The sequence below is a fragment of the Pseudomonas sp. ICMP 460 genome (assembly GCF_002723595.1).
Classification (GTDB): Bacteria; Pseudomonadota; Gammaproteobacteria; order Pseudomonadales; family Pseudomonadaceae; genus Aquipseudomonas; species Aquipseudomonas kitaguniensis.
On the sequence record NZ_LKBR01000068.1, the window covers coordinates 186,349 to 208,255 of the forward strand.

The 21,907-nt window shown below is 59.8% G+C and carries 21 protein-coding genes and 1 riboswitch; of the genes, 10 read left to right on the forward strand and 11 right to left on the reverse strand.

Translation table 11 applies throughout. The annotated features are described in order from the left end of the window. Positions 1-27: 27 nt before the first annotated feature. Genes AO240_RS25880 through AO240_RS25895 form a run of 4 tightly spaced genes read left to right on the forward strand, consistent with a single transcriptional unit; the run spans position 28 to position 3,464 of the window. A complete protein-coding gene (locus AO240_RS25880) occupies positions 28-618 on the forward strand; it encodes a paraquat-inducible protein A (protein WP_099240322.1) in 591 nt (196 codons plus the stop codon). Further along, the gene (locus tag AO240_RS25885; RefSeq protein WP_099240324.1) at positions 615-1,259 is read left to right on the forward strand and encodes a paraquat-inducible protein A; all 645 of its coding nucleotides are present in this window, start codon (positions 615-617) and stop codon (positions 1,257-1,259) included. Before AO240_RS25880 ends, AO240_RS25885 begins: the two co-directional genes overlap by 4 nt. Continuing rightward, on the forward strand, positions 1,240-2,889 hold the full coding sequence (locus AO240_RS25890; RefSeq protein WP_099240326.1) for an intermembrane transport protein PqiB: 1,650 nt from the start codon (positions 1,240-1,242) through the stop codon (positions 2,887-2,889). Before AO240_RS25885 ends, AO240_RS25890 begins: the two co-directional genes overlap by 20 nt. A gap of 14 nt (positions 2,890-2,903) precedes the next feature. After that, complete coding sequence (locus AO240_RS25895; RefSeq protein WP_099240328.1) at positions 2,904-3,464, forward strand: membrane integrity-associated transporter subunit PqiC; 561 nt, start codon at positions 2,904-2,906, stop codon at positions 3,462-3,464. Positions 3,465-3,476: 12 nt separating this feature from the next. On the opposite strand, the gene AO240_RS25900 is transcribed toward AO240_RS25895, so the two are convergent. The 5 genes from AO240_RS25900 to AO240_RS25920 all read right to left on the reverse strand — a co-directional run bounded on the left by AO240_RS25900 (position 3,477) and on the right by AO240_RS25920 (position 13,285). Next, on the reverse strand, positions 3,477-6,206 hold the full coding sequence (locus AO240_RS25900) for a LuxR C-terminal-related transcriptional regulator (RefSeq protein ID WP_099240330.1): 2,730 nt from the start codon (positions 6,204-6,206) through the stop codon (positions 3,477-3,479). An 805-nt stretch (positions 6,207-7,011) separates the two neighbouring features. Then, positions 7,012-8,376: a DUF1329 domain-containing protein gene (locus AO240_RS25905; RefSeq protein ID WP_099240331.1), complete on the reverse strand. Its 1,365-nt coding sequence runs from the start codon at positions 8,374-8,376 to the stop codon at positions 7,012-7,014. A 43-nt stretch (positions 8,377-8,419) separates the two neighbouring features. Next, complete coding sequence (locus tag AO240_RS25910) at positions 8,420-10,282, reverse strand: DUF1302 domain-containing protein (protein WP_058414289.1); 1,863 nt, start codon at positions 10,280-10,282, stop codon at positions 8,420-8,422. Between the two features lie 333 nt (positions 10,283-10,615). Further along, positions 10,616-12,298, reverse strand: a complete 1,683-nt coding sequence (locus AO240_RS25915) for a fatty acid--CoA ligase (RefSeq protein ID WP_099240333.1) — start codon at positions 12,296-12,298, stop codon at positions 10,616-10,618. Between the two features lie 354 nt (positions 12,299-12,652). Next, a complete protein-coding gene (locus tag AO240_RS25920) occupies positions 12,653-13,285 on the reverse strand; it encodes a LysE family translocator (RefSeq protein WP_099240335.1) in 633 nt (210 codons plus the stop codon). Between the two features lie 84 nt (positions 13,286-13,369). On the opposite strand from AO240_RS25920, the gene AO240_RS25925 reads away from it, so the two are divergent. The 3 genes from AO240_RS25925 (at position 13,370) to AO240_RS25935 (ending at position 16,208) form a co-directional block, all read left to right on the forward strand. Beyond that, positions 13,370-14,335 carry a 2-hydroxyacid dehydrogenase gene (locus AO240_RS25925; protein WP_099240337.1) on the forward strand — a complete coding sequence of 322 codons (966 nt, stop codon included), beginning with the start codon at positions 13,370-13,372 and terminating at the stop codon, positions 14,333-14,335. 31 nt (positions 14,336-14,366) lie between these two features. Further along, a complete protein-coding gene (locus AO240_RS25930) occupies positions 14,367-15,365 on the forward strand; it encodes a class I SAM-dependent methyltransferase (protein WP_099240339.1) in 999 nt (332 codons plus the stop codon). A 51-nt stretch (positions 15,366-15,416) separates the two neighbouring features. Then, positions 15,417-15,535: riboswitch (yybP-ykoY riboswitch) on the forward strand. Positions 15,536-15,623: 88 nt separating this feature from the next. Next, the gene (locus AO240_RS25935) at positions 15,624-16,208 is read left to right on the forward strand and encodes a TMEM165/GDT1 family protein (RefSeq protein WP_058414294.1); all 585 of its coding nucleotides are present in this window, start codon (positions 15,624-15,626) and stop codon (positions 16,206-16,208) included. 173 nt (positions 16,209-16,381) lie between these two features. On the opposite strand, the gene AO240_RS25940 is transcribed toward AO240_RS25935, so the two are convergent. The 4 genes from AO240_RS25940 to AO240_RS25955 all read right to left on the reverse strand — a co-directional run bounded on the left by AO240_RS25940 (position 16,382) and on the right by AO240_RS25955 (position 18,435). Next, entirely contained in the window at positions 16,382-17,200 is an 819-nt protein-coding gene (locus AO240_RS25940) for a M48 family metallopeptidase (protein ID WP_058414295.1), read from the reverse strand. 123 nt (positions 17,201-17,323) lie between these two features. After that, positions 17,324-17,944 (reverse strand): SOS response-associated peptidase, encoded by a 621-nt coding sequence (locus AO240_RS25945; RefSeq protein WP_058414296.1) that lies wholly within the window; start codon positions 17,942-17,944, stop codon positions 17,324-17,326. Between the two features lie 36 nt (positions 17,945-17,980). Then, positions 17,981-18,241: a putative signal transducing protein gene (locus AO240_RS25950; RefSeq protein WP_058414297.1), complete on the reverse strand. Its 261-nt coding sequence runs from the start codon at positions 18,239-18,241 to the stop codon at positions 17,981-17,983. 11 nt (positions 18,242-18,252) lie between these two features. After that, positions 18,253-18,435: a CPXCG motif-containing cysteine-rich protein gene (locus AO240_RS25955; RefSeq protein ID WP_099240341.1), complete on the reverse strand. Its 183-nt coding sequence runs from the start codon at positions 18,433-18,435 to the stop codon at positions 18,253-18,255. Positions 18,436-18,565: 130 nt separating this feature from the next. On the opposite strand from AO240_RS25955, the gene AO240_RS25960 reads away from it, so the two are divergent. Further along, positions 18,566-19,729 (forward strand): 1-acyl-sn-glycerol-3-phosphate acyltransferase, encoded by a 1,164-nt coding sequence (locus AO240_RS25960; protein ID WP_177445870.1) that lies wholly within the window; start codon positions 18,566-18,568, stop codon positions 19,727-19,729. Positions 19,730-19,974: 245 nt separating this feature from the next. On the opposite strand, the gene AO240_RS25965 is transcribed toward AO240_RS25960, so the two are convergent. Next, complete coding sequence (locus AO240_RS25965; RefSeq protein WP_099240345.1) at positions 19,975-20,232, reverse strand: hypothetical protein; 258 nt, start codon at positions 20,230-20,232, stop codon at positions 19,975-19,977. A gap of 183 nt (positions 20,233-20,415) precedes the next feature. On the opposite strand from AO240_RS25965, the gene AO240_RS25970 reads away from it, so the two are divergent. Next, the gene (locus AO240_RS25970) at positions 20,416-20,625 is read left to right on the forward strand and encodes a hypothetical protein (protein ID WP_058414301.1); all 210 of its coding nucleotides are present in this window, start codon (positions 20,416-20,418) and stop codon (positions 20,623-20,625) included. Between the two features lie 56 nt (positions 20,626-20,681). Here the strand turns inward: AO240_RS25970 and AO240_RS25975 are convergent, their stop codons facing one another. After that, positions 20,682-21,266, reverse strand: a complete 585-nt coding sequence (locus AO240_RS25975; protein ID WP_058414302.1) for a YajG family lipoprotein — start codon at positions 21,264-21,266, stop codon at positions 20,682-20,684. A 182-nt stretch (positions 21,267-21,448) separates the two neighbouring features. Between AO240_RS25975 and AO240_RS25980 the strand changes: the two genes are divergently transcribed. Then, positions 21,449-21,682 (forward strand): hypothetical protein, encoded by a 234-nt coding sequence (locus tag AO240_RS25980; RefSeq protein ID WP_058414303.1) that lies wholly within the window; start codon positions 21,449-21,451, stop codon positions 21,680-21,682. Positions 21,683-21,907 lie beyond the last annotated feature (225 nt).

Here is a 21,907-nt window from a genome sequence, read left to right on the forward strand (position 1 = left end):
CAGCGCGTCGCGTTTGGAGCACGACTTATGCCGAATAAACGGGTCATCTGCGAACACTGCGACTGCGTGTACGAAAAAGTCACGCTCGCCAAACATCAAAAGGCCGTGTGCACACGCTGCTCAGGCGTGCTGCAGCGCTACAACGGCCTGTCGGTGCAACAACGGCTCGCCCTGACCGTGACCGCCGCCGTGCTGTGGGCCTTCGCTAACTTTTACCCGGTAATGAGCATCAGCCTGCAAGGTTTGAAAAGCAGCGCGACCTTATGGGATTCAGTCGTGGCACTGAGCCTGGGGCCGATCACCTTTATTGCCTTGGTGGCGGCCATTTCCATCATCATCGCGCCGGTGTTTCAACTGCTGTTGCTGATATGGGTGTTAAGTTTCGCCCTGTCCGGCAAGCGCTCACCGGCGTTCAAGCTGTGCATGCGCTGGCTCGAAGCGCTGAGGCCGTGGAGCATGCTCGAAGTTTGCCTGCTGGCGGCCATGGTCGCGGTGTTCAAGCTGGCCGGCATGCTCGATGTGGCGCCCGGCACCGGGCTGTTTGCGCTGGGCGCCCTCAGCCTGCTGCTGATCCGCATTGCCGGGCGCGACGTGCGTGACCTGTGGGACAGCGTATGAAGCCGCCGCCAACTGCCCGCGAACTCAACCTGTGCCTGTGCCACACCTGTGGCCATGCCTGCGACATGAGCACCGAGCCCACCGAGTGCGAACGCTGCGGCGCGCCCTTGCACCGGCGCAAGGTGCGCTCACTGACACGCACCTGGGCGTTCATGCTCACCGCGCTCGCGTTTTATGTTCCGGCGAATTTATTACCGGTGATGAACACCAACATGCTCGGCTCGGGCGCGGACAGCACTATCATGAGCGGCGTACTGGAGTTCTGGCAGCATGGCGCCTGGGACATCGCCCTGATCATTTTCATCGCCAGCATTGCGGTGCCCGGCATCAAGTTTGTGTCGTTGACGCTGCTGCTGGTTACCGTGCAGCGCAACAGCCTGTGGGCGCGCAGGCAACGTTCGAAGCTGTTTCGGTTTATCGAGCTGATTGGTTACTGGTCAATGCTCGATGTGATCGTGGTAGCGCTGGTGGCCGCACTGGTGAAGTTCCAGGCGCTGGGCACCATCGAGCCGCGCCTGGGCATTCTGTTTTTTGGCTTGGTGGTCGTGTTTACAATGCTCGCAGCCATGAGTTTCGACCCACGGCTGATCTGGGAAAACCCACACAACGAGGAAACCTCGGATGACGTTACACAAGGCTGACACCCCCGCCGGGTCGCCTGCGATCAAGACGCAGCGTTTCAGCGTTTCGCTGGTATGGATCGTGCCGATTGTTGCGGTATTGGTGGGGCTGTCGCTGGTCATTCACAGCATGCTCCAGCAAGGCCCTACCATCGTCCTCAACTTCAAGACCGGCAGCGGCCTGACCGCCAACAAAACCGAGGTCAAATACCGCAATGTGGTGATCGGCCAAGTCTCCGACGTGGCCTTGAGTGATGACCAGAAAAGCGTCAATGCCACCATCAAACTGGTCAAGCAGGCTGAAAGCTTCACCCGTGAAGACTCAAAGTTCTGGGTGGTCAGGCCGCGCATTGGCGCGGGGGGCGTGTCCGGCATCGACACCCTGCTTTCGGGTGACTACATCGGCGCCGACATCGGCCAGTCCGATACGCGCTCGCACCAATTCAAGGGCCTGGAAAACCCGCCGCCGATCACCTACGGCGAACCGGGCAAACGCTTCACCCTGCATACCCAAAGCCTCGGCTCGCTGGATATTGGCTCGCCGGTCTACTACCGGAAAATCCCGGTCGGCCAGGTCGTGGCCTACGCGCTTGATAACGAAGGCAAAGGCGTGAATATCGACGTGTTTGTGCATGCGCCGAATGATGTGTATGTCACCGACAACACGCGTTTCTGGAACGCCAGCGGCATAGACCTGAGTGTCGGCGCGAATGGCTTCGCACTCAAAACCGAATCGTTGTCCTCGATGCTCGCCGGTGGAATCGCTTTTGTGGCACCGCCTTACAGCCCCAACGACAAGCCGGCCGACGAAAATCACGCCTATGAACTGTTCGACGACCAGCAAAGCGCCCTCGCCCCGCCTAACGGTGAGGGGCAATACATGGTCCTGCGGTTTGATCAGGCACTGCGTGGGCTGAAAGTCGGTGCGCCGGTGGAGTTTCTCGGCGTCGAGTTCGGCAAGGTGGTGTCGATCAACATGGATTTCGATGCCAAAAAACGCAGCTTTCCGATCAACGTCGGCATCGTGATCTACCCACAACTGCTCGGGCAGGCGCATACCAAACTGCTTAAAGCCATGGACCATAAAATTGACGATGAGGCGAGCGGCGTACGCCTGATCGGCACGTTTATCGAAAACGGCCTGCGCGCCCAGGCCCGCAGCGGCAACCTGCTGACCGGCCAGCTCTACATCGCTTTGGACTTCTACCCGAAGGCCGAAAAAGTCAGGTTTGACGCGAGCCAGCGGCCGGTCAGCATCCCGACCATCCCCGGTAACCTGGAACAGTTGCAGGAAAAACTCGAAGGCATCGTCAACAAGATCAGCCAGCTACCAATTGACCGGATTGCCGGCAACCTCGACAGCAACCTGGTCGAGTTGCGCAAGGGCCTGACCCAGTTCAACGCCAAGACCTTGCCCGCCGTGCAAAACACCTTGGGTGACGTGAGCAAGACATTGCAGTCGGCCAATTCCACCCTGGCCGAAGACTCGCCGCAGCGTGAGCAACTGACCCAAACCCTGGATGAACTTGGCCGCATGTCGCGCTCCTTGCGCGAGCTGTCGGATTACTTGGGCAGGCACCCGGAATCGCTGATTCGCGGTCGCCCTGAAAATGCCGCGCCACTGGACCTGCAGGCGCCCCCACGCAAATGACTATTGGAGCAGCCATGACGTTTCCGTTTAAGATCACGCTGATGACTGCGTTGCTGCTACTCGCGGCGTGCAGCAGTGAGCCAATTGCATTTCACACGCTGACCCCGGCGCACTGGAGTAACGCGACGCGCGCCGACGCGGGTGGTATTCGCATTGAAAGCATCAGCGTGCCGCCGCAAGTCGACCGCCCGCAGATCGTGATTCGCCAGGGCAACAGTGGCGTGGCGATTCTTGAGACGCAATGGTGGGCCGCCAGCCTGGCGGATGAGCTGAAAAGTGCGCTGGTCGATCAGTTCGCCAACAGCGATGCCCGCCAAGCCGTGTCGTTGCGCCTTGACGTGCAACGTTTTGACTCGGTGCCCGGCCAATACGCGCTGCTCGACGTGCGCTGGCGCTTGCGGCAAACCAGTGGCGGTGATCGCCCGACGCTGACCTGCCGCAGCACCTTGCAGTCGCCGGCAGGCCCGAGCATTGACGAGGTGGTGGCGGCGCACCAGAACAACCTCAAGCGCTTCGCCACGCTGGTCAGCCAGGTGGTCGACAAGCAGCTCAAAGCGTGCCCGGCGGCGCAATAAACGGCTGCAGGTTCAGGCCAGCAAGCCCATCGACTTGGCCCGCGCCACCGCCTGGGTACGGCGCTCCACGCCCAGCTTGCTGTTGATGTGGCTGGCGTGGGTTTTCACGGTGTGCAGTGAAATGAACAACTGATTGCTGATTTCCTGGTTAGAACAGCCTTGGGCGATCAGTTGCAGCACTGCCAGTTCGCGGGCGCTGAGGGTTTCGTGGTTGGGCGCCACCTCAACCACCGCGACAACCGGCAACAACGCCAGCAAACTTTGGCTCAATACCCCATTGGGCTCTTTGCCCAACTGTTCGCGCATCCAAACCGGGTGAGTTTCCAGCAGGCGCTCAAACGGTTGCAGCGCGCCACCGGCGCCAGCCTCAAGGGCCTGAGCGACGGTCGCTCGCGCCTTGGTTTCCTGGCCGCACGCCAAGAGTAAGTGCACCTGCTGAGTCAGCGCCATCAGGGCAATCATCTGGCGCCCGCTGCTTTGCGCCTGTTGCGCCAGCGCTTCGAGGCGTTGCAGCGCGGCAGCAGGTTGATGGCGAATAGCATCGAGTGCTGCGTGTTGCAGCCCTATGTGTTGCGCCAAGTGTGGATGAAACTCCGGCGCGGCGGCGGCATGTTCGCCGTTGTAGGTCTGCCCCAGCCGAGTCAGCCAGGCGTCGGCGAGGTCGGTACGGCCTTGGGCCAGCCACAATTCACATTTGATCAGGGTGATCATCGCCAGGTAGTAGATCGGCGGCACATCCCAGATATGCATCAAGCGCTCGGCCTCGGCGAGTTCGGCAAAGGCCTTGGGGAAATCCCCACGCCGCCCTTCGAAGTTGGCGATCACGCAATGCCCGATCAGCACGCTGATGTCCCGGCAGGCGCGGGCTTCGCCAAGGCCGGAGCGCAGGCGAGCGAGACCGGCTTCAGGCTGACAGCGCAGCAACAGCAAATAACCTTCGTAGAGCGACAACCGCGCGCGCACGGCGTACAGCCGTTGCGGCGCCACGCCGTGCAAGCGTTGCAGGCCCTGACGCACCTCGTCGAGCGAGCGCAGGATTTCGCCGCGCGCCTGCAACACACGTGCACGGTCGTAGTGGGCCAGGGCTTCAAACAGCGGGTTGCCGACGCGCTGCGCCAGCTCCAGCGATTCGCGGTTCAACCTGCGCGCGCGCCACAGGTCGGCATCGACGATGGCCAGGTTGGACAGGGTCGACAGGCACATCAGGCGCTGGCCGTAGCGTTTCTGCGGCAGGCTTTCCAACGCCTCGCTGCAATAACGCTGGGTCAACTCGCGGTCCCCTCGGCCCCGCGCGATAATCCCGCTCAGCGCCAGCCATTGCGCCAGCATCGATTTTTGCGCAGTCGCCGACGGTGCCGGCAGGTAACGGCTGAGGTAGCCGGATAATTCTTCGGCAGCATCCAGTTGGCAGGCCAGCCCCAGCGCCCAGCTGTAAAGCACGATCAACCGCGGCGTGCTGACCAGCAGGCTTTCGGGCAAGTCCATTTTCCAGCGCAGCAGCATGCCGACATTCTGTTCAGCCAGCAGTTGCTCTTCCGACAGGTTTTGCACCAGGTTTGCCGCCACGTCGAGGTGGCCGGCGCGCAACGCCTGCTCCACCGCTTCATCGATCAAGCCCTGCGCGTTGAACCAGCGGCAAGCACGCAGGTGCAGGCTGGCAATCGACAACGTGGCATTGCTGGCACGGCGGGTGAGCAGCAAATCGGAAAACAGGTGGTGATACCGGAACCAGTGGCCCTGCTCGTCCAGCGGCACCAGAAAGACTTGATGGGCTTGCAAATAACCGAGGATTTCCGCGCTGTCATGGGCTTCGCGCACGGCGTCGCAGAGTTCACTGCAAAAACGATCCTGCGGAGCGGTGTCGTACAAGAACGCTTGAACCTCGACCGGCAGGCAGTCGATCACTTCTTCCAGCAGGTAATCGCGAATCAGCCCTTCGCCACCGTTCAAGTGCTGCGGCAACGCGCCTTCATTGCCGGCTTCGGAGACCGCCAGCAGCCAGAAACGCAACCCGGCCACCCAGCCCTCACTGCGACGGATCAAGTTGTCCAGTGCCTCGCCGCGCAACGAGCTGCTGTGCCGGTCCAGTAACGCCAGGGACTCGTCGTGTGTCAGGCGCAGGTCTTGTTCGCTCAGCTCCAGCAAGTGCCGCGACAGCCGCAGCCGCGCCAGATGCCAGTCCGGGCGCTGGCGGCTGGTAACCATGACCACCAGCCCATCCGGCAAATGATTGAGAAAAAACTGCAGGCAGCGATCCAGCACCGGGCCTTGGGCCAAATGGTAGTCATCGAGCACCAACAATAAAGGCGCACGCGTGGACAGGTGCACCGTCAGCTCATCGAGCAGACCGTCGAGCCATTCTTCAAACGCAAAAGGTTGGTGACGCTGGCGCATTTTCAGCAAGCCCAGGGACTGATTGCCGAGTTGCGGGAAGTAGTGTTGCAAGCCTTCGAGCAGGCGCTCAAGGAAACGCCCGGGGTCGTTATCGCGAGCGCTCAGGCCCAGCCACAAACTTTGCCAATGCGCCGGCAGGCCTTGGCAGAACTCCACCGCTAACGAGCTTTTGCCGAACCCGGCCGGGGCGCTGACCAGCAACAGTCGCCCGTGCAAACCGGCACTCAGCCGTTCGCACAGGCGCGGGCGCAGCACATAGCCGTCAGGCAGCGGAGGCCTGTAAAAGCGCGCTTCCAGGGTCGGAATCACAGCGTTTGCAGGGCCTTGGATTCGGGACAGATCAGTCATCGCCGGGCTCTTGTAGAAGGCTGTCGTCGGCATTGCAGATGTCCGCAGACTAGCGGTAAACGCGGCGGGGTTGTAGGACTTTGCAAAAATTGGCTGAAAAAGAACTGCGACAAAAAATGTGGGAGATTCCATGGCTGAACGGGAGGCCCACAAAACCGCTTTTTAAAGCCGGACGCAGAGCGTCCAGAGCGGCATTACCTCGCAGAGCGTGGGAACGATCATCCCCCAAGCCGAATGTGGTCAAACTGTGGGAGGGGGCTTGCTCCCGATGGCGGTGTGTCAGATAAATATTTTTCAACTAACACACTGCTATCGGGAGCAAGCCCCCTCCCACAAAAAGCACAAAAAGCAAAAAAAGCAGATCTGCTGTGCATGCAAACCCGCCCTTGATCCGCTTCAACCACTCAGGTCGGCTTTCAGGCCGCCGTGCTCTTGCTTTTGATCTAAGAAGCGCCCCGTTAAACCACGATGGCCGCACGCAGGCTTGAATCCGTGGGTAACCCGGCAGGACGCCGGGGTAGCCGCGCTGGGCCAAGGATGGCCCATCGCGGCGGCCCACGGATTCAAGCCTGTGGGCGGGCATGCCGAGCCTAAGCGAGGCACCGAGTGGTGGGGCGAGAGCGTTTTGGTTACTTTTGGGCTCTATCAAAAGTGACTCGCTGTAAGAGCGAAACCGATATAAGCCATCACCCAAATAAAGGATATATACCCACCCTAAAAAACACCCCAAGCCCGCTCGCAGCGCGACAGCGCTACATCAAAGATGCCGTAGCGCCTCGCACATTTGAACACTCACTAGTTCGGCTTAGCGAACCCCGTCCTGGCGCAATGCTGCAGGAGTAAAGTCGCTGGTAGTCGCGGTAAAACCAAAGTCATACGCCTGCTTCTCCTCGTTCTTCATACCCAATGCCAAGTAACGGCCAGACTGCAAGTCGTACAGCGTTTCGATCGCGTACCAAGGCACTTGTTTATCGTAATAGTTCTCGGCATGTGCTTCAGCAACGCGCCACAACTGGCCCCGGCCATCGTAATGATCGATCACCGCCGCTTGCCAGGTATCTTCGTCGATAAAGAAGTCACGCTTGGCGTAAATGTGCCGCTGGCCTTCCTTCAAGGTCGCAACCACATGCCAAACGCGGCGCAGCTCATAACGTGCCAGGTCCTGGTTGATGTGGCCTGCTTTGATGATGTCAGCGTACTTAAGCTTCGGATCATCGATCTTGTAGCTGTTGGACGCGATGTAGATCTCTTTTTTACCCTCCAGCTTCCAGTCATAACGGTCTGGCGCGCCGTTATACATATCAAGGTTATCCGAAGTACGCAGACCATCGGCGGCGGTGCCCGGGCCGTCATACGACACTTGCGGCGCGCGCCGTACCCGGCGCTGCCCGGCGTTGTAAACCCAGGCAGAGCGCGGCTCTTTAACCTGGTCCAGGGTTTCATGCACCAGCAGCACACCACCGGCCAGACGCGCCGGCGCGGTCACTTGCTGCTTGAAGTAAAACAGCACGTTGCCCGGATTTTTTGGATCGAAGTCCTTCATTTTGTCGCGGAACACGAACTGATCGCGAAAGTACACCAGGCTGAACGAGCCGTTGGTTTGTGGCGTGGCCTGGGTCACCAGGCGCGTCACGCTGCCGCCGCGATAACGCGTGATGTGGTTCCAGATCACTTCCACACCGGTTTTCGGAATCGGGAACGGTACGGCGGTTTCAAAGTTTTCCAGGCCGTTACCGCCCGACACCAGGTTGGTGGTGGTGGCGTTTTTCTTGATGGCGGCAAACACATCAGCCGGCACCGTGGCGCCGCGATGGCTTGGGTACACCGGCATTTTGAAGGTGTCCGGGTAACGCTTGAACATCGCGTACTGCCCCGGCGCCAATTTGTCTTTGTACTGTTCCACGTTCTTCGCGGTGATGATGAATTGCGGCTGTTCGCTGGCATACGGGTTGGCCAGGAAACCACGCGCATCCACCGCGCCGGCGTTGGTTGGCAGCGGCGACCATTTAGGAATGGTGCCTGCCGCATTACCGGCCATTTCGGCGCCCATCGGGGTCAAGCTGGTACCCAGTTTGGCGGCTTCATCGGCCGAGACGGCGGCCATCACGCTACCCGCCATGATCGACAGCCCCAGCACACTCACCTGCAACAGATTTTTAGTTATTCTCATAGTCTGGCTCTTCCTGAAAACATACAGCTTGAAAAGAGTGTGCTTAGAAGTTCACACCGGCGCTCAAAGCGATGAAGTCACGGTCATCCACGGTGGTGAACTTGCCACCAAAGAAGTTGGTGTAGTTCAGGCTAACGGTGTAGGTGTTCTGGTATTCGGCATCGACGCCCATGCTGACGGCCTTGCGGCCCTCTTCAAAGTTGCCGCCAGGGCCTGGCGAGTAGCCTTTGACGTCGTGGGACCACGCAACGTTGGGCTTAAGGTTTACACCGGCGAACACGTCCGGGTATTCCCAGATGGCACGGCTGCGATAGCCCCAGGAAGTTGCCGTGGTAAAGCCATCGTTATTGCAGTTGGTGTTCAGCCCATTGGAATTGGGAAGGCCCGCACCGTTAGCGGTAGAGGTGTTCAACGCAGCGCACGCGCCATTCGGCAAAGTGCCTGGGCCAAACACCGGGTCACGGCCGTAACGAACGTCAGACTTGCTTTCCAGACCGCCCACATGGGTCACGCCGACTTCACCTACCAGTGTCAGGCGAGTAGCGCCCATCACTTGGTCGAAGAAGTGCGTAAACGTGGTTTGGAACTGGGTAATTTCCTTGCGACGATAGCCGTGCAAGTCTTGGCCAGGGACGCCGTTGAGCAGCGAAGCATTGCCCAATACCGGACCGCCAAGCGGTTTCACGCCCGCAAACAGAATGTCGGTGGAGTTCAGTTGTACCGGCGCGTTCGGGCGATAGCTCAACTCACCGCTCCACGCGGTGCCGGTGGGCAAGGTTGTGGAAAAGCTCAAGCCGTACAGGCGAATATCTTCCGGGTATTCGATGAAGTAGTTGGAGTTACCCGCCACCACCAGCGGCGCTAATTGGCCTAATTGCGCGGCGCTGGCGAACGCAGCGCGGGAAGCGCCCTGTGCGCTGAAAATCGGCGCGCGGCTGTGATAGTTCATGAAAAACGCGCCGAACTCGGTATCGAGCGGTTCGAAATTGTAGTGCAGCGCACCGCCCCACTGGCCGCTGTCACGCGCGTCACGGTCAGCGCCGCGTCGCACCAGGACACCTTCATTGTTTATATCAACCCCGCGCGCTGCCAGTGCCGGCAAAAATGCCGCCGGGATAGTCGAGCGTTTATTCAACACTCTAAGGTTGTTGGAGCAACCGTCGGAAACGATGTCGGGCTGTGAAAAGAACGTACCGCAGTTATCCGTTACGGTCTGGTCCCATTCCAACTGATAAAACGCCTCGGCCGACAGGTTGTCGGTAAGGGTCTGCGACACATAGAACATGTTGACCGGAATCAAGCCTTCCTTGATCTCGGCGCCCGGACGACGGAACGCGGACACGTCAATCGGGTTGATGGAGTTGATACCGCCACCAATGAACGTACTTTCACCCCAGCTCACCACTTGTTTGCCGAAGCGCACGTTACCCGGCTGATCGGCGATGCTGTAGTTGTGGTAGACGAACGCATCAAGAATCTGCCCGCCAGACGACTTGGCGCCCTCTTTGCGGTTGTTGTTGCTGACGTTTTTGAAATCCAGGTCTTCGTTTTGAAGCGCGAAGTCATACCAGTACTTGCCACGCACGAACACGCCGGTGTCACCGTATTTCAATTCAAGGTCATGGATACCCTTGAAGATCTTCGAGAAGGAATCACCCTTGTCGAAGTTCAAGTGACCGTCATCAGACGTTTGCGATAACCCCTTGCCGCCGTTGTTGGCACCGATCAGGTCTTTATTCCGACCGGCAGTCGACCAACTCGCCCCCACCGACAGGGATGAGTCGAAGCTGCCTTCGATTTCACCGATATTAAAACTGACGCCGAATGCGGGCCCGGCGAGCGTAGAAGCGAGACTGACGGCCAGGGGCAGTTTTGCCCGGCGCCAGAACTGGTTTACTGAGGTCATCGACGCTACTCCATGTGCATTATTGTTATGGCAGTGAGTTTTTGCTTCGTGGATGCATGTAACAGCCGGAATACAACTATTCCAATGCCGCTCGGCAACCAGGCCCCCATGGCCCGAAGCGCAACATCCTTGCAAAACTCTGGTTGGGACTATAGCCAGCAGGGGGTATCGCTTGATCCCTCTAAAGTGTGATTTGCATCACCAACCCGTCTGCCACAGCCCTTTCGCCACGCCGACGAAGGTCGACGCGAGAAGGATGGCTGAAAATTTTAAAATCACAAGTGAAGGCGCGAGATAGAGCAGTGCGTGCCCAAAAGGGCACGCTGCGCTGTGTCATAGCGTGGAGAGGAACGTGCTGTTGTTGGCCTGCCATTCAATGATGTCGATACGGATACGTTTTTTGTCGAGTTTTCCTACACTGGTCTTGGGAATTTCAGTAACAACGGCGATCTGGCTTGGAATCGCCCACTTGCTCAAATGGCCCAGTTCGACAAACGGCTTGAGGTGTTCTTTAAGCTCGCGAGCACCTATCACGTGGCCATCACGCAGTACCAGCAACGCAAACGGGCGCTCGCCCCATTGCGGGTCGGCGATGCCCACCACCGCTACTTCGCGTACCGCCGGGTGGCGGCTGGCCAGGTCTTCAAGCGCCAGTGAAGAGATCCATTCGCCGCCCGTCTTGATCACGTCCTTGATGCGGTCGCGAATATCGATCACGCCAAACGCATCGAGGGTGGCCACGTCGCCCGTGTGCATCCAGCCACCGGCCCACAACTCGGCGCCCTTCTGCGGTTCTTTGTAATAGCCTTCGGTAAGCCAGGGCGCACGCAACACCAACTCGCCTTGAGACTCGCCATCGGCGGGCAGGAAGTGACCGTTGCCGTCGACGATCGCCGCTTCCACCAACGGCCCCGGCACGCCGGCCTTGATGCGGTAACTGGTGCGTTCGTCTTCGGTGCCGGCCAGCAGTTCTTCGTTGAGGTGAGCGCACGACACCAGCGGCCCGGTCTCGGACATGCCATACGCGGCGGTCAGCTGAATGCCACGTGCCTTGGACGCTTCATACAACGAGCGGTTGAGCGCACTGCCGCCGATGACGATTTTCCAGCCGCCAAAGTCGACGTCTTGCGCAGCCTTGGCGTTGAGCAGCATTTGCAGAATGGTCGGCACGCAATGAGAGAAGCTGACCTTTTCCTTGCGCCACAACTCCACCAGGTATTCCGGGTCGTAACGGCCGGGGTAAACCTGTTTCAAACCGAGCATGGTCGCCACGTACGGCAGGCCCCACGCATGCACGTGGAACATCGGCGTGATTGGCATGTACACATCGTTGGTGCCCAACAGACGCACGCTGTCGATGCTGCCCATGATGGTCGCCACGCCGAGGGTGTGCAGCACCAGCTGGCGATGGGTGAAGTACACGCCCTTGGGGTTGCCGGTGGTGCCGGTGGTATAGAAGGTGGTGGCGACCGAGTTTTCGTCAAAATCCTGAAAGTCGTACTGCGGGCTGGCGGCGGCCAGCAGGGTTTCATATTCGCCGACCAGGTTGGGCAGCTCGCAGGTTTTGGAGTCAGCGTCGGTCAGCAGCAGGGTTTTGTCCACCGTGGTCAATTGCCCGGCGATGGCCTGGTAGAGCCCCGCGAACTCGCTGTTAACCAGCACAAAGCGGTCTTCGGCGTGGTTCATGGTGTAGAGGATTTGTTCCGGTGACAGGCGCACGTTGATGGTATGGACCACTGCGCCAATCATCGGGATGGCGAACATGCATTCCAGGTACCGGTGGCTGTCCCAGTCCATCACCGCGACGGTGTCACCGGCCTTGACCCCGGCTGCGGTCAGCACATTGGCCAAACGGGCGACCCGCTCGATCAGTGTCGGGTAGGAATAGCGCAGTTTGTCGCGGTAGACGATTTCACGGGTTTTCTCGTAGCGGGCCCCGGACATCAGCAGGCGTTTAATCAACAGCGGGTATTGGTAAGCGCCTTCGGCGGGTGGGATAACACGAGTCTGCAACATAGGAATCCCTTTTTATGACGGCACGTCTTGGCGTGAAGCACCTCACTTTAGAGACGTTATGTTTCGGCTAAATCAGCCAAAGGAATGATTTGCAGACCCCAATGAATGCTAGCTTTGCGCCATTATCCAGGGCTAAAGCAGATCAAAAGCGGGTGTGCAGTACACAGCAGATTTTTGCTTTGTGTGGGAGGGGGCTTGCTCCCGATAGCAGTTTTACAGTTGATACATGAATTGACTGACCCACCGCCATCGGGAGCAAGCCCCCTCCCACAGTTTGACCGAGTTCTGCTTGGGGGATTGGGTCGGCTTTCGGGCGTTGAAAAATACTTGGCTGACCCACCGCCAGGGCGCCACTCATTTCATGCTGGTAAACGCCAGCTTCACCCCAATGGCAATCAACACCGCGCCCATGGTTCGATCAAACCAATGCCCCATCCGCGCAAACCCGGCACGCACGCGCTGCTGGCTGAATAACATCGCCACCAGGCAGAACCACAACGCCGTCGCCACCGCCAGGTACACACCGTAACCGGCCTGAACCGCCAGCGGCGTGTGCGGGTTGATCACCACGGTGAACAGCGACAGGAAAAACAACGTGGCTTTAGGGTTTAAACCGTTAGTCACAAAACCTGCGGTAAACGCGCCACGCGGGGTGCGCTCGCCCACTTCAAGCTGCAAGTCACCTTCGTTGACAGGTTTGGCCGGCTGCGCGCGCAGGGCCTTGAAGCCGATGTACAGCAGGTACGCCGCCGCCGCCCATTTCAGCGCATTGAACAACACGATTGATTGCGACACGATCAAACCGATACCGAGCAACGAGTAGCCCACGTGCAGGAAAATCGCCGAACCCACGCCGAGCGCGGTCCAGGTTCCGGCGCGGCGACCATGGGTCACACTTTCGCGCACCACCACGGCGAAATCGGGACCTGGGCTGGCCACCGCCAACAAGTGAATCAAGGCTACGGTCAAAAACTCGGTGGCGTACATGCTCACTCCTTTGCGTAACGGATTAACCCATCTGATAGGCTCGGCAGATTACGCCTTCGAACCCTGTCGCAAAAGGTACAGTTGATGACGAACAATCGCCGCGCCGTCTTCCTTGATCACCCGTCGCTGGACCTGGGCGACCTCGACCTCAGCGAGTTGCATATCAGCTTCAGCGAGCTTGAGTTGTTTACTGACACCACGCCGCAAAATCTGCTGGAGCGCCTGCAAGGCGCCCACGTGGTGATCAGTAACAAGATCGCCCTCACCACGCAAACCCTGGCGGCGTGCCCTGAACTCAAGCTGATTCTGGTGTCGGCCACCGGCACCAACAACGTCGACCTCGAAGCCGCGCGCGCCCAGGGTATTACCGTCAGCAATTGCCAGGGCTACGGCACGCCGTCGGTGGCGCAACACACGATCATGCTGTTGCTCAACCTGGCCACACGTTTGCAGGACTATCAACGCGACGTCGGCGCCGGCAAGTGGCAACAGGCCAAACAGTTCTGCCTGCTCGACCATCCGATCGTCGAGCTGCAAGGCAAAACCCTCGGCCTGCTCGGGCATGGCGAACTGGGCAGCGCCGTGGCGCGGCTGGCTGAAGCCTTCGGCATGCGCGTGCTGCTCGGCGCGATTCCTGGCCGCCCTGCCCGCGCCGACCGCGTGCCGCTGGCCGAATTGCTCGGGCAAGTGGATGCGCTGACCCTGCATTGCCCGCTCAACGAACACACCCGCGACTTTATCGGCGCGCGTGAGCTGGCGCTGCTCAAGCCGGGCGCGTTTGTCGTGAACACCGCGCGCGGCGGTTTGATCAACGAACAGGCGCTGGCCGACGCCTTGCGCAGCGGCCATTTGGGCGGCGCGGCGACCGATGTACTCAGCGTGGAGCCGCCAGTGCAGGGCAACCCGCTGCTGGCCGCCGACATCCCTCGGCTGATCGTCACACCCCACAACGCCTGGGGCAGCCGCGAGGCGCGGCAACGAATCGTCGGCCAATTGGCCGAAAACGCCCGAGGCTTTTTCAGCGGCGCCCCGCTGCGCGTCGTCAGTTGATAAACTGCGCCCCTTTTTCAAGGAGCAGACCATGGATCCGCGCAGTGAAGTACTGCTTCGTCAGGCCAACCTTTTTCAAGGCAACGTGCTGCTGGCAGGTTTGCCCGCCGACGACTTGCTCGGCCGCTTGCCCAATGCGCACGGCTGGAGCTGGCATGCCGGTGATCAGGCGGCGCTCGACGCGCGCTTCGCCGAGCGCAGCCAGTTCGGCGTGAACGTGCCCAAGCGGGCATTTGATGCGGCGGTGATTTTCCTGCCCAAGTCCAAAGACCTCACCGACTACCTGCTCAACGCCCTGGCCGCACGCCTGCCCGGCGCCGAGCTGTACCTGGTGGGCGAGAAAAAAAGCGGTATCGAAAGCGCCGCCAAGCAGATGAGCCCCTTCGGCAAACCGCGCAAGCTGGACAACGCGCGGCATTGCCAACTGTGGCAGATCACCGTGGCCAACGCGCCGCAAGCGGTCGAACTGGAAAGCCTAGCCCAAGTTTTCGAGGTGCCATTGGCCGATGGGCCACTCAAGGTGGTGAGCTTGCCGGGCGTATTCAGCCATGGCCGGCTGGACCGCGGCACGGCGCTGTTGCTGGAGCATCTGGATAAATTGCCCAGCGGCCATTTGCTCGACTTCGGTTGCGGCGCCGGCGTGCTGGGGGCGGCGGTAAAACGCCGGTATCCGCATAACACCGTCACGATGCTCGACGTGGATGCCTTCGCCGCTGCCAGCAGCCGCCTGACATTGGCGGCCAATGGCCTGGAAGCCGAGGTGTTGACCGGTGATGGGATTGACGCTGCGCCGATGGGTTTGAACGCGATTTTGAGCAACCCGCCGTTTCATGTCGGGGTGCACACCGACTATTTAGCAACGGAGAACTTGCTGCGAAAAGCAGGCAAACATCTGGCAAAAGGCGGCGAACTGCGGCTGGTCGCGAACAGCTTCCTGAAGTACCAACCGCTGATCGAGGAGCACTTGGGCGTGTGCGCAGTCAAGGCGCAAGGCCAGGGTTTTCGCATTTATCGTGCCAAGCGCCCCTGAAATATTTTTCCCAATGAAGGCTTGCCGAATGGATTTTGCCTAGGCAGAATCCGCTCCGTCCTAGGGGAGTAGTCTCCCACGAGCCCACGCTCGTCCGGCATACGTCAACATACTTGGTCAACAGACCATGGCGTATGCGACCCAGGAGTCCGCACAGACGGGCCGGGGTTTGACAAGACCTATGACACGCACACCTTACCCGGGGCGGGAAGGCTGTACGTGTCATAGCCGTGTCGACCCGCCCCTGGAACCTACCTGATGCTGGATTCTCTGCTCGTCCCTACCGCAGTCGTTGCCTTGGCCGAAATCGGCGACAAGACGCAATTGCTCGCGCTCATCCTTGCCGCACGCTTTCGCAAACCCTGGCCGATCATCGCCGGCATCGTCGCCGCGACCCTGGCCAACCATGCCGCTGCGGGTGCCGTGGGTGCCTGGTTCGGCAGCTTCTTCTCGGATGCGGTGCTGCACTGGATTCTCGCGGCGAGCTTCTGCGCCACGGCGCTGTGGACGTTGGTGCCGGACAAACTCGACGATGACGAAGCCAGTACCACACGCAAGTTCGGGCCGTTCCTGACCACGCTGATTGCGTTCTTCCTCGCAGAAATCGGTGACAAAACGCAGATCGCCACGGTGATGCTGGCGGCGCAATACCCGGAGCTGTGGCTGGTGATCATCGGCACCACGCTGGGCATGCTGATTGCCAACGTGCCGGTGGTTCTGGCGGGGAATTTTGCTGCAGACAAACTGCCGTTGACGCTGATCCGTCGACTGGCGGCTACGGCGTTTTTCATCCTGGCCGTGGTGGCAGTCTACAAAGCCATGCAAAGCAGCGGCTGGATCTAGCTTTAAGCGGCAAGCACTAAGCTCCAAGCTTTAAGCTGCAAGCTGCAAGAAGAAGCAGCGCCGTTTCTTGCGGCTTGTAGCTTGCAGCTTGCAGCTTGCGGCTTGCAGCTTGCAGCTTGCGGCTTGCAGCTTGCAGCTTGCAGCTTGCGGCTTGCGGCTTGCCGTTCGCGCCGTCAGGACTTGCTGGCTTGTTGGTAAAGCGGCATCACTTTCGGAATCGCCGCCTGCAACGAGGCGATTCGGCTGTCGGAAGCCGGGTGCGTGCTCATGAACTCCGGCGGCGAACCTTCCGAGGCCTTGGCCATTTTGTTCCACAGCGTGATGGCCGCATTCGGGTTGTAACCGGCGCGGGCCGACAGTTCGAGGCCGATCAGGTCGGCTTCGTTTTCATTGGCGCGGCTGTTGGGCAAGGTCATGCCGTAGTTGGCCACGGTATCAGCCAACGCCAGGCTGTCCTGGCCCAGACCGAACAAGGCGCCGGCGCCCTGCTTGGCCATCTGGATGCCGTAGGCCTTGGACATGGCTTCACGCCCGTGTTCGCGCAGGGCATGCGCGATTTCATGGCCCATCACCGCAGCCAGTTCGTCATCGGTAAGTTTAAGGTTATCGATCAACGCGCTGTACACGAAGATCTTGCCGCCAGGCCCGCAGTTGGCGTTCATCTCGTCGCTTTTGATCAGGTTAACTTCCCACTTCCACTGCGCCGCATCCGGGCGGAAGTTCGGCGCCTGGGCGATCAAGCGGTCGGCAATCGCCTGTACACGCTTGGCGTTGGCGCTGGTTTTGTCGACCATGCCTTTGCCGCTCGCCTCGCCCAACGTCTTTTGATAAGACTGGGCATACATCTGGTCGACTTCCTGACTCGACAGCATGCTGAACATGTACTGCTTGCGCTCGACCCCAACGGCCCCGCCGCTGGTGGTATTAACCGACTGGCAACCGGCCAGCAGCAGCGCCGCACACAACCCACTTACGACCAATGACTTCTTCATGAACACGCTCCCTGAAAACATGGCGCGTATCGTAGGCGGTCATGTGTATCGGCGCCAGATACAAAAGACGTGTAACCGCCCAATAACCGATACATCGCACACGCTGGCTGAACGCGTGACCTGTCAACCCGGCGTCAAACACTCCGGGCCATTCAATTTCGGATCATTCACCATATTCGCCAGCACGCGCTCGCGCAGCGCCGCCGGCTCACTCGCCAGCAAGCTCTGCAACACCGGCAATGGAGTTTCGGGGTCCAGCCAGGCCGCTTGCCCCGCCGCATCCAGAATCAATGGCCGGCGCTGACTCTGCGCGGCCTGGGTGACCACCGCCGTGCTCAGCCACACCTGCTCCTGCACCGGATACGCCTCCCAGATTGCGGCAAAAAACAGCGTCGAACCTTCACCCGGCGTCAGCCAGTACGGGCGCTTGCGCAACGTGCCACGCCATTCGTAAAAACCATTGGCCGGCAGCAGGCAGCGGCGCTGGCGAAAGGCTTCGCGAAACATCGGTTGCTCGGCGAGGGTTTCTGCGCGGGCGTGAGCCGGGGTGCGCGACAGGTCTGTCAGCCACGGCGGCGTAAGGCCCCAGCGGGCGCGAGCGAGGGTGTGCTGACCGTCGGTGGCGCGCTGAATCAGCACCGAATCATTGGGGGAGATGTTCCACTGGGCCTGCTGGTCAGCCGGAAAGCCCGGCAAGGCAGCAAACGTGGGGTTCCAGCGAAACAGGGCATAACGTCCACACATGGGGTAACACGACTCTTGGGTAAACCGACCGACAGCCTAACAGACCAACACGTCGGGGAAGCTGTCGGGTTCTTCGCCAGGCAGCGGCTGCGCACCGATGTAGGCGGTGATCAGCTCGCGGGCGTAAGCGGCCTGGTCGTTGCCGACCTCCAGCCCCAGCAGGCCAAAAATCGGCAGCTCGCCGGTGCCACCGAGCAAATGGCGCCCCACCAGGTGTGCCTCGATGCCCTCGCTGGCGAGCATTTGTTGCAGCAACTCGCCTTCCATCAGGTTTTCAGGTTCGTAAATTCGCTGCATAGGCGCACCTGTCAGTCGTTCTCGGCACGGACTTCAAGCATCCATTCTTGCCCATCCGTTTGCAGGGTGAAATTAATCGGCCGGCAACACACCGGGCAGTCTTCTATGTATGACTGATCGCCACCAGAAAGGTCCAACACCGCCTCGGCGGGCTCACCAAAATAAGGACAATCGTACGGCTCGGTTTCCAGCATCACGGTCTCCCAAGTGACTTGTGCGTATAATCGCCGGTCTATTTACAGGGCTATTCCCGGCAGAGCCAAACTTTTGCCGCATGCCGATATTTCCTTTACTTACCCTAGCCGTTTCTAACAAGAGAGCATGATGGGCGAATTCGATACCATCCGACCTTACAACGACAGCGAAGTCCCGGCAGTGCTGGCACGGCTGTTCAGTGACAAGGCCTTTCTAGACATCCTGACCCATTTCCGCTTCCCGCGGTTCGCAGGCGCCCTGGGCTGGTTGCTCAAGCCTATGATCGCGCGCAAGTTACGCCGTGAGTTCGCCGGCGTCACCACGGTGGCGACCCTACAGGACAAAGTCGAGTATTACGTCGACCACACCATCGACCGTGCCACCGACGGGGTGACCTACACCGGCGTCGAGCAGCTCAAGTCGGGCACCGCGTACCTGTTTTTGGCCAACCACCGCGACATCGTGATGGACCCGGCCTTCGTCAACTACGCGGTCTACCACGCTGGCCTGCCAACACCGCGCATCGCGATCGGCGACAATTTGCTGCAAAAGCCATTTGTCAGCGACCTGATGCGCTTGAACAAGAGTTTTATCGTGCACCGCTCGATCACTGGGCGAAAGGAAAAAATGGCGGCGTTCAATTTGCTGTCGGCCTATATCAACCATTCGATCCGCAACGATTGCCAGTCGATCTGGATAGCCCAGGCCGAAGGCCGTGCCAAGGATGGCGATGACCGCACCGAGTCGGCGATCCTCAAGATGTTCCACGTCAGCCGCAAAGACGAGCCGTTCGCCGAGGTGATCCAGTCGTTGAACCTGACGCCGGTGTCGATCAGCTACGAATACGACCCGTGCGACACCGCAAAGGCCCGCGAGCTGTATATCCGCGCCACCACCGGCACCTACAGCAAAGCGCCCGGCGAGGACGATGTGAGCATTGCCTTGGGCATCACCGGCTACAAGGGCCGCGTGCACGTGAACTTTGCACCGCCGATCACCGAGCGTTTTGAAGACACCAAGCTGCTGGCCATAGAAATGGATCGGCAGATTCTCGGCGGTTATCGGTTATTCCCGGTGCACTACCTGGCGTACGCGCAGTGGAGCGACGCCGAACCGCAATTGCAGGTGCCCAGCGCAGCCGACGTATTCCCGGCCGACGAGTTGGCCAAGGCGACAGCGGAGTGGGAGCGGCGCTTGAACCAGTGCCCGCCCGAGCATCGGCCGTATCTGGTGGTGCAATACGCCACGCCCGTGCGTAATCAGTACCGGGTGAAGGCAGGGCTAGCCCTGTAAACAAACGTGCAGGCGCAGGCCCGTGTAGGAGCAAGCCTCTGTAGGTGCAGGCCTGTGTAGGAGCAAGCCTGTGTGGGAGAGGGCTTATGTGGGAGCGGGCTTGTGTGGGAGCGGGCTTGCTCGCGATAGCATCCACTCGGTACACCTGATGTACCAAGCGGCCTGCATCCCAACGGGACGCGGACCGCCCAGAGCGGCGCTCTACCACGCAGAGCGTGGGAACGATCATGGCTTGTGCAGCGCCCTCAGAGGTGCGCACTAATCCAGGACACCACCAGCGCCAGCCCAAGGCAAGCAAACCCCACGCGGTAAGCCAACCGGTGCGCCCGCTCGGTACGCACATCCAGAAACAACATCGGCTGATCAATCGCGCGCTCTTCACTCTGCGCGGTCAACTCCGCCATCGCACGTTGCTCACGCAAACGCGTCACAAACAGCAGCGCTGCCCCTGGGCAGGCTACCAATAAAGCCACAGCATTAATCAGCAGTGCGGACAGCGCCATCGCAAACCTCGGTGCATCAGTGTCTGGGTATCGATTCAGATACAAACCTGAACGATAGTGGCGTCCCTCCACTTAAACGCTCCATCCCCCACTCGCCAATAATGTATCGAGTAATTTACAGCGTCACCTGAACGTCACCTTAACAAGCCACTCTGTTGCCCTTCGAACGCTCGGGAGCTTGTCATGCTGCATGCGCAAAACCAGGATCGGCTGTATCTGATCGCCCAAAACGATGAGCAGGAAGCGCTGGTCGGCGGCCTCGCATTCAACGTTCAGGATCGCCACTGGCTGGTCTATTGCGCACTCGGCGGGCACCAACATGCCGACCTGCCGGAGCTGGATTTGCTGACGGGCGTAAGCATGCTGGACTTCTACGTAGAAACGGCTGCCTGAAAGCGCCAGGCGTAAAAAAACCGGGCTCATTGCTGAGCCCGGTTTTTTTGCAGCGGTTACTGCGCGCTGAGCAACTGGCCGATGCTCGGGTCTTTGAACAGGCGAGTCAGGGCGTCACTCAGCACGTCGCTGACCAACTTGGTATTGGTCTCCTCGTTAGGCGACATACCGAAGCGCTGATTCAGCGAGGCAGCATAACGGCCGCTGTAGCGACGGGTGCCGGCACTGACGTCAGACTTGAACGTCGCGCCGATAGACGCTTCAGTCACATACAGGCCCTGTTTGGGCGACTGGTACTTGAGTTCGGCCAGGGTGACGGTCAATTGCGGCGCGCCCGGCGAGTTGGTTGGGGTGAACCCCAGCAGGCGCACGGCGGCTTCAGCCTGGGCTTGCAGCTTGGGCAGCACATCCTGGCCGGTCACCGAAATAAGCGCGGTCTCCGGGTACAGGCCGCCACGCGAACCCAGGGTCGGCGACGGGCGACCATCCACTACCCGCACCGACACTGGCTGGCCGTGGCCCACGGCCGCCAACTGTGCGGTGACTTTAGGTTGCGGGCTGAGTTGTTGCGGGCTGTTGGCGCAGCCAACCAGGGTCAAACTGGTCACAGTGATCAAACCAAACAACAGGCGTTGCAACATACTCATTTCTCCAGGACTAGATGCAAACAGGCCGCCAGTATAACGGTGCACGCGCGCCACTCACCAGCCATCCTGAACGCAGGCTGAAGCGATGCTCAAATTACAATTTCGCATAAATCCGTCATTCGAGTGTCATGGCAGACTGACAAGCTCTGAGCATGTAACGAAACAGGTACACCGCCATGCGCCTTCTCAAGTCATTGTTTATGCAACATCCTCGTCACCGCAACTACGCGCTGCTTGATGCGCGTGGCTATTGCCTGGCGTTCAAGCAGTGCACTCTGCCGCCTGTCGGCGAAGGCTGGGTGGAAGTGTCGGAGACTCACATAGGCTGGATGCACCGCCCGCTGCCGACGAGTGCCCGGGTCAGCCCGAAGGTAATGCACGCGCAAACCCGACACTCGATGGCTTCCTGACCGCAGCGCTAATAAAAGTCATAAAACACGCCCATTTCCCCGGCGTTCTTCGCTACAATCTCCCCCCGATTATAAGGACGTCTCCTGATCGGGCCTCGCAGCATCGTTAATGCCTCGGCATTAGCCCCAAAATCGCCCACAGAGAGCCGCCCACACAGATCGAGTGAAGCTGGCGTGCTTGCTGTTTTTTTGCAAACCTCCCCTCTTTACCGAATCTGCCAGAGC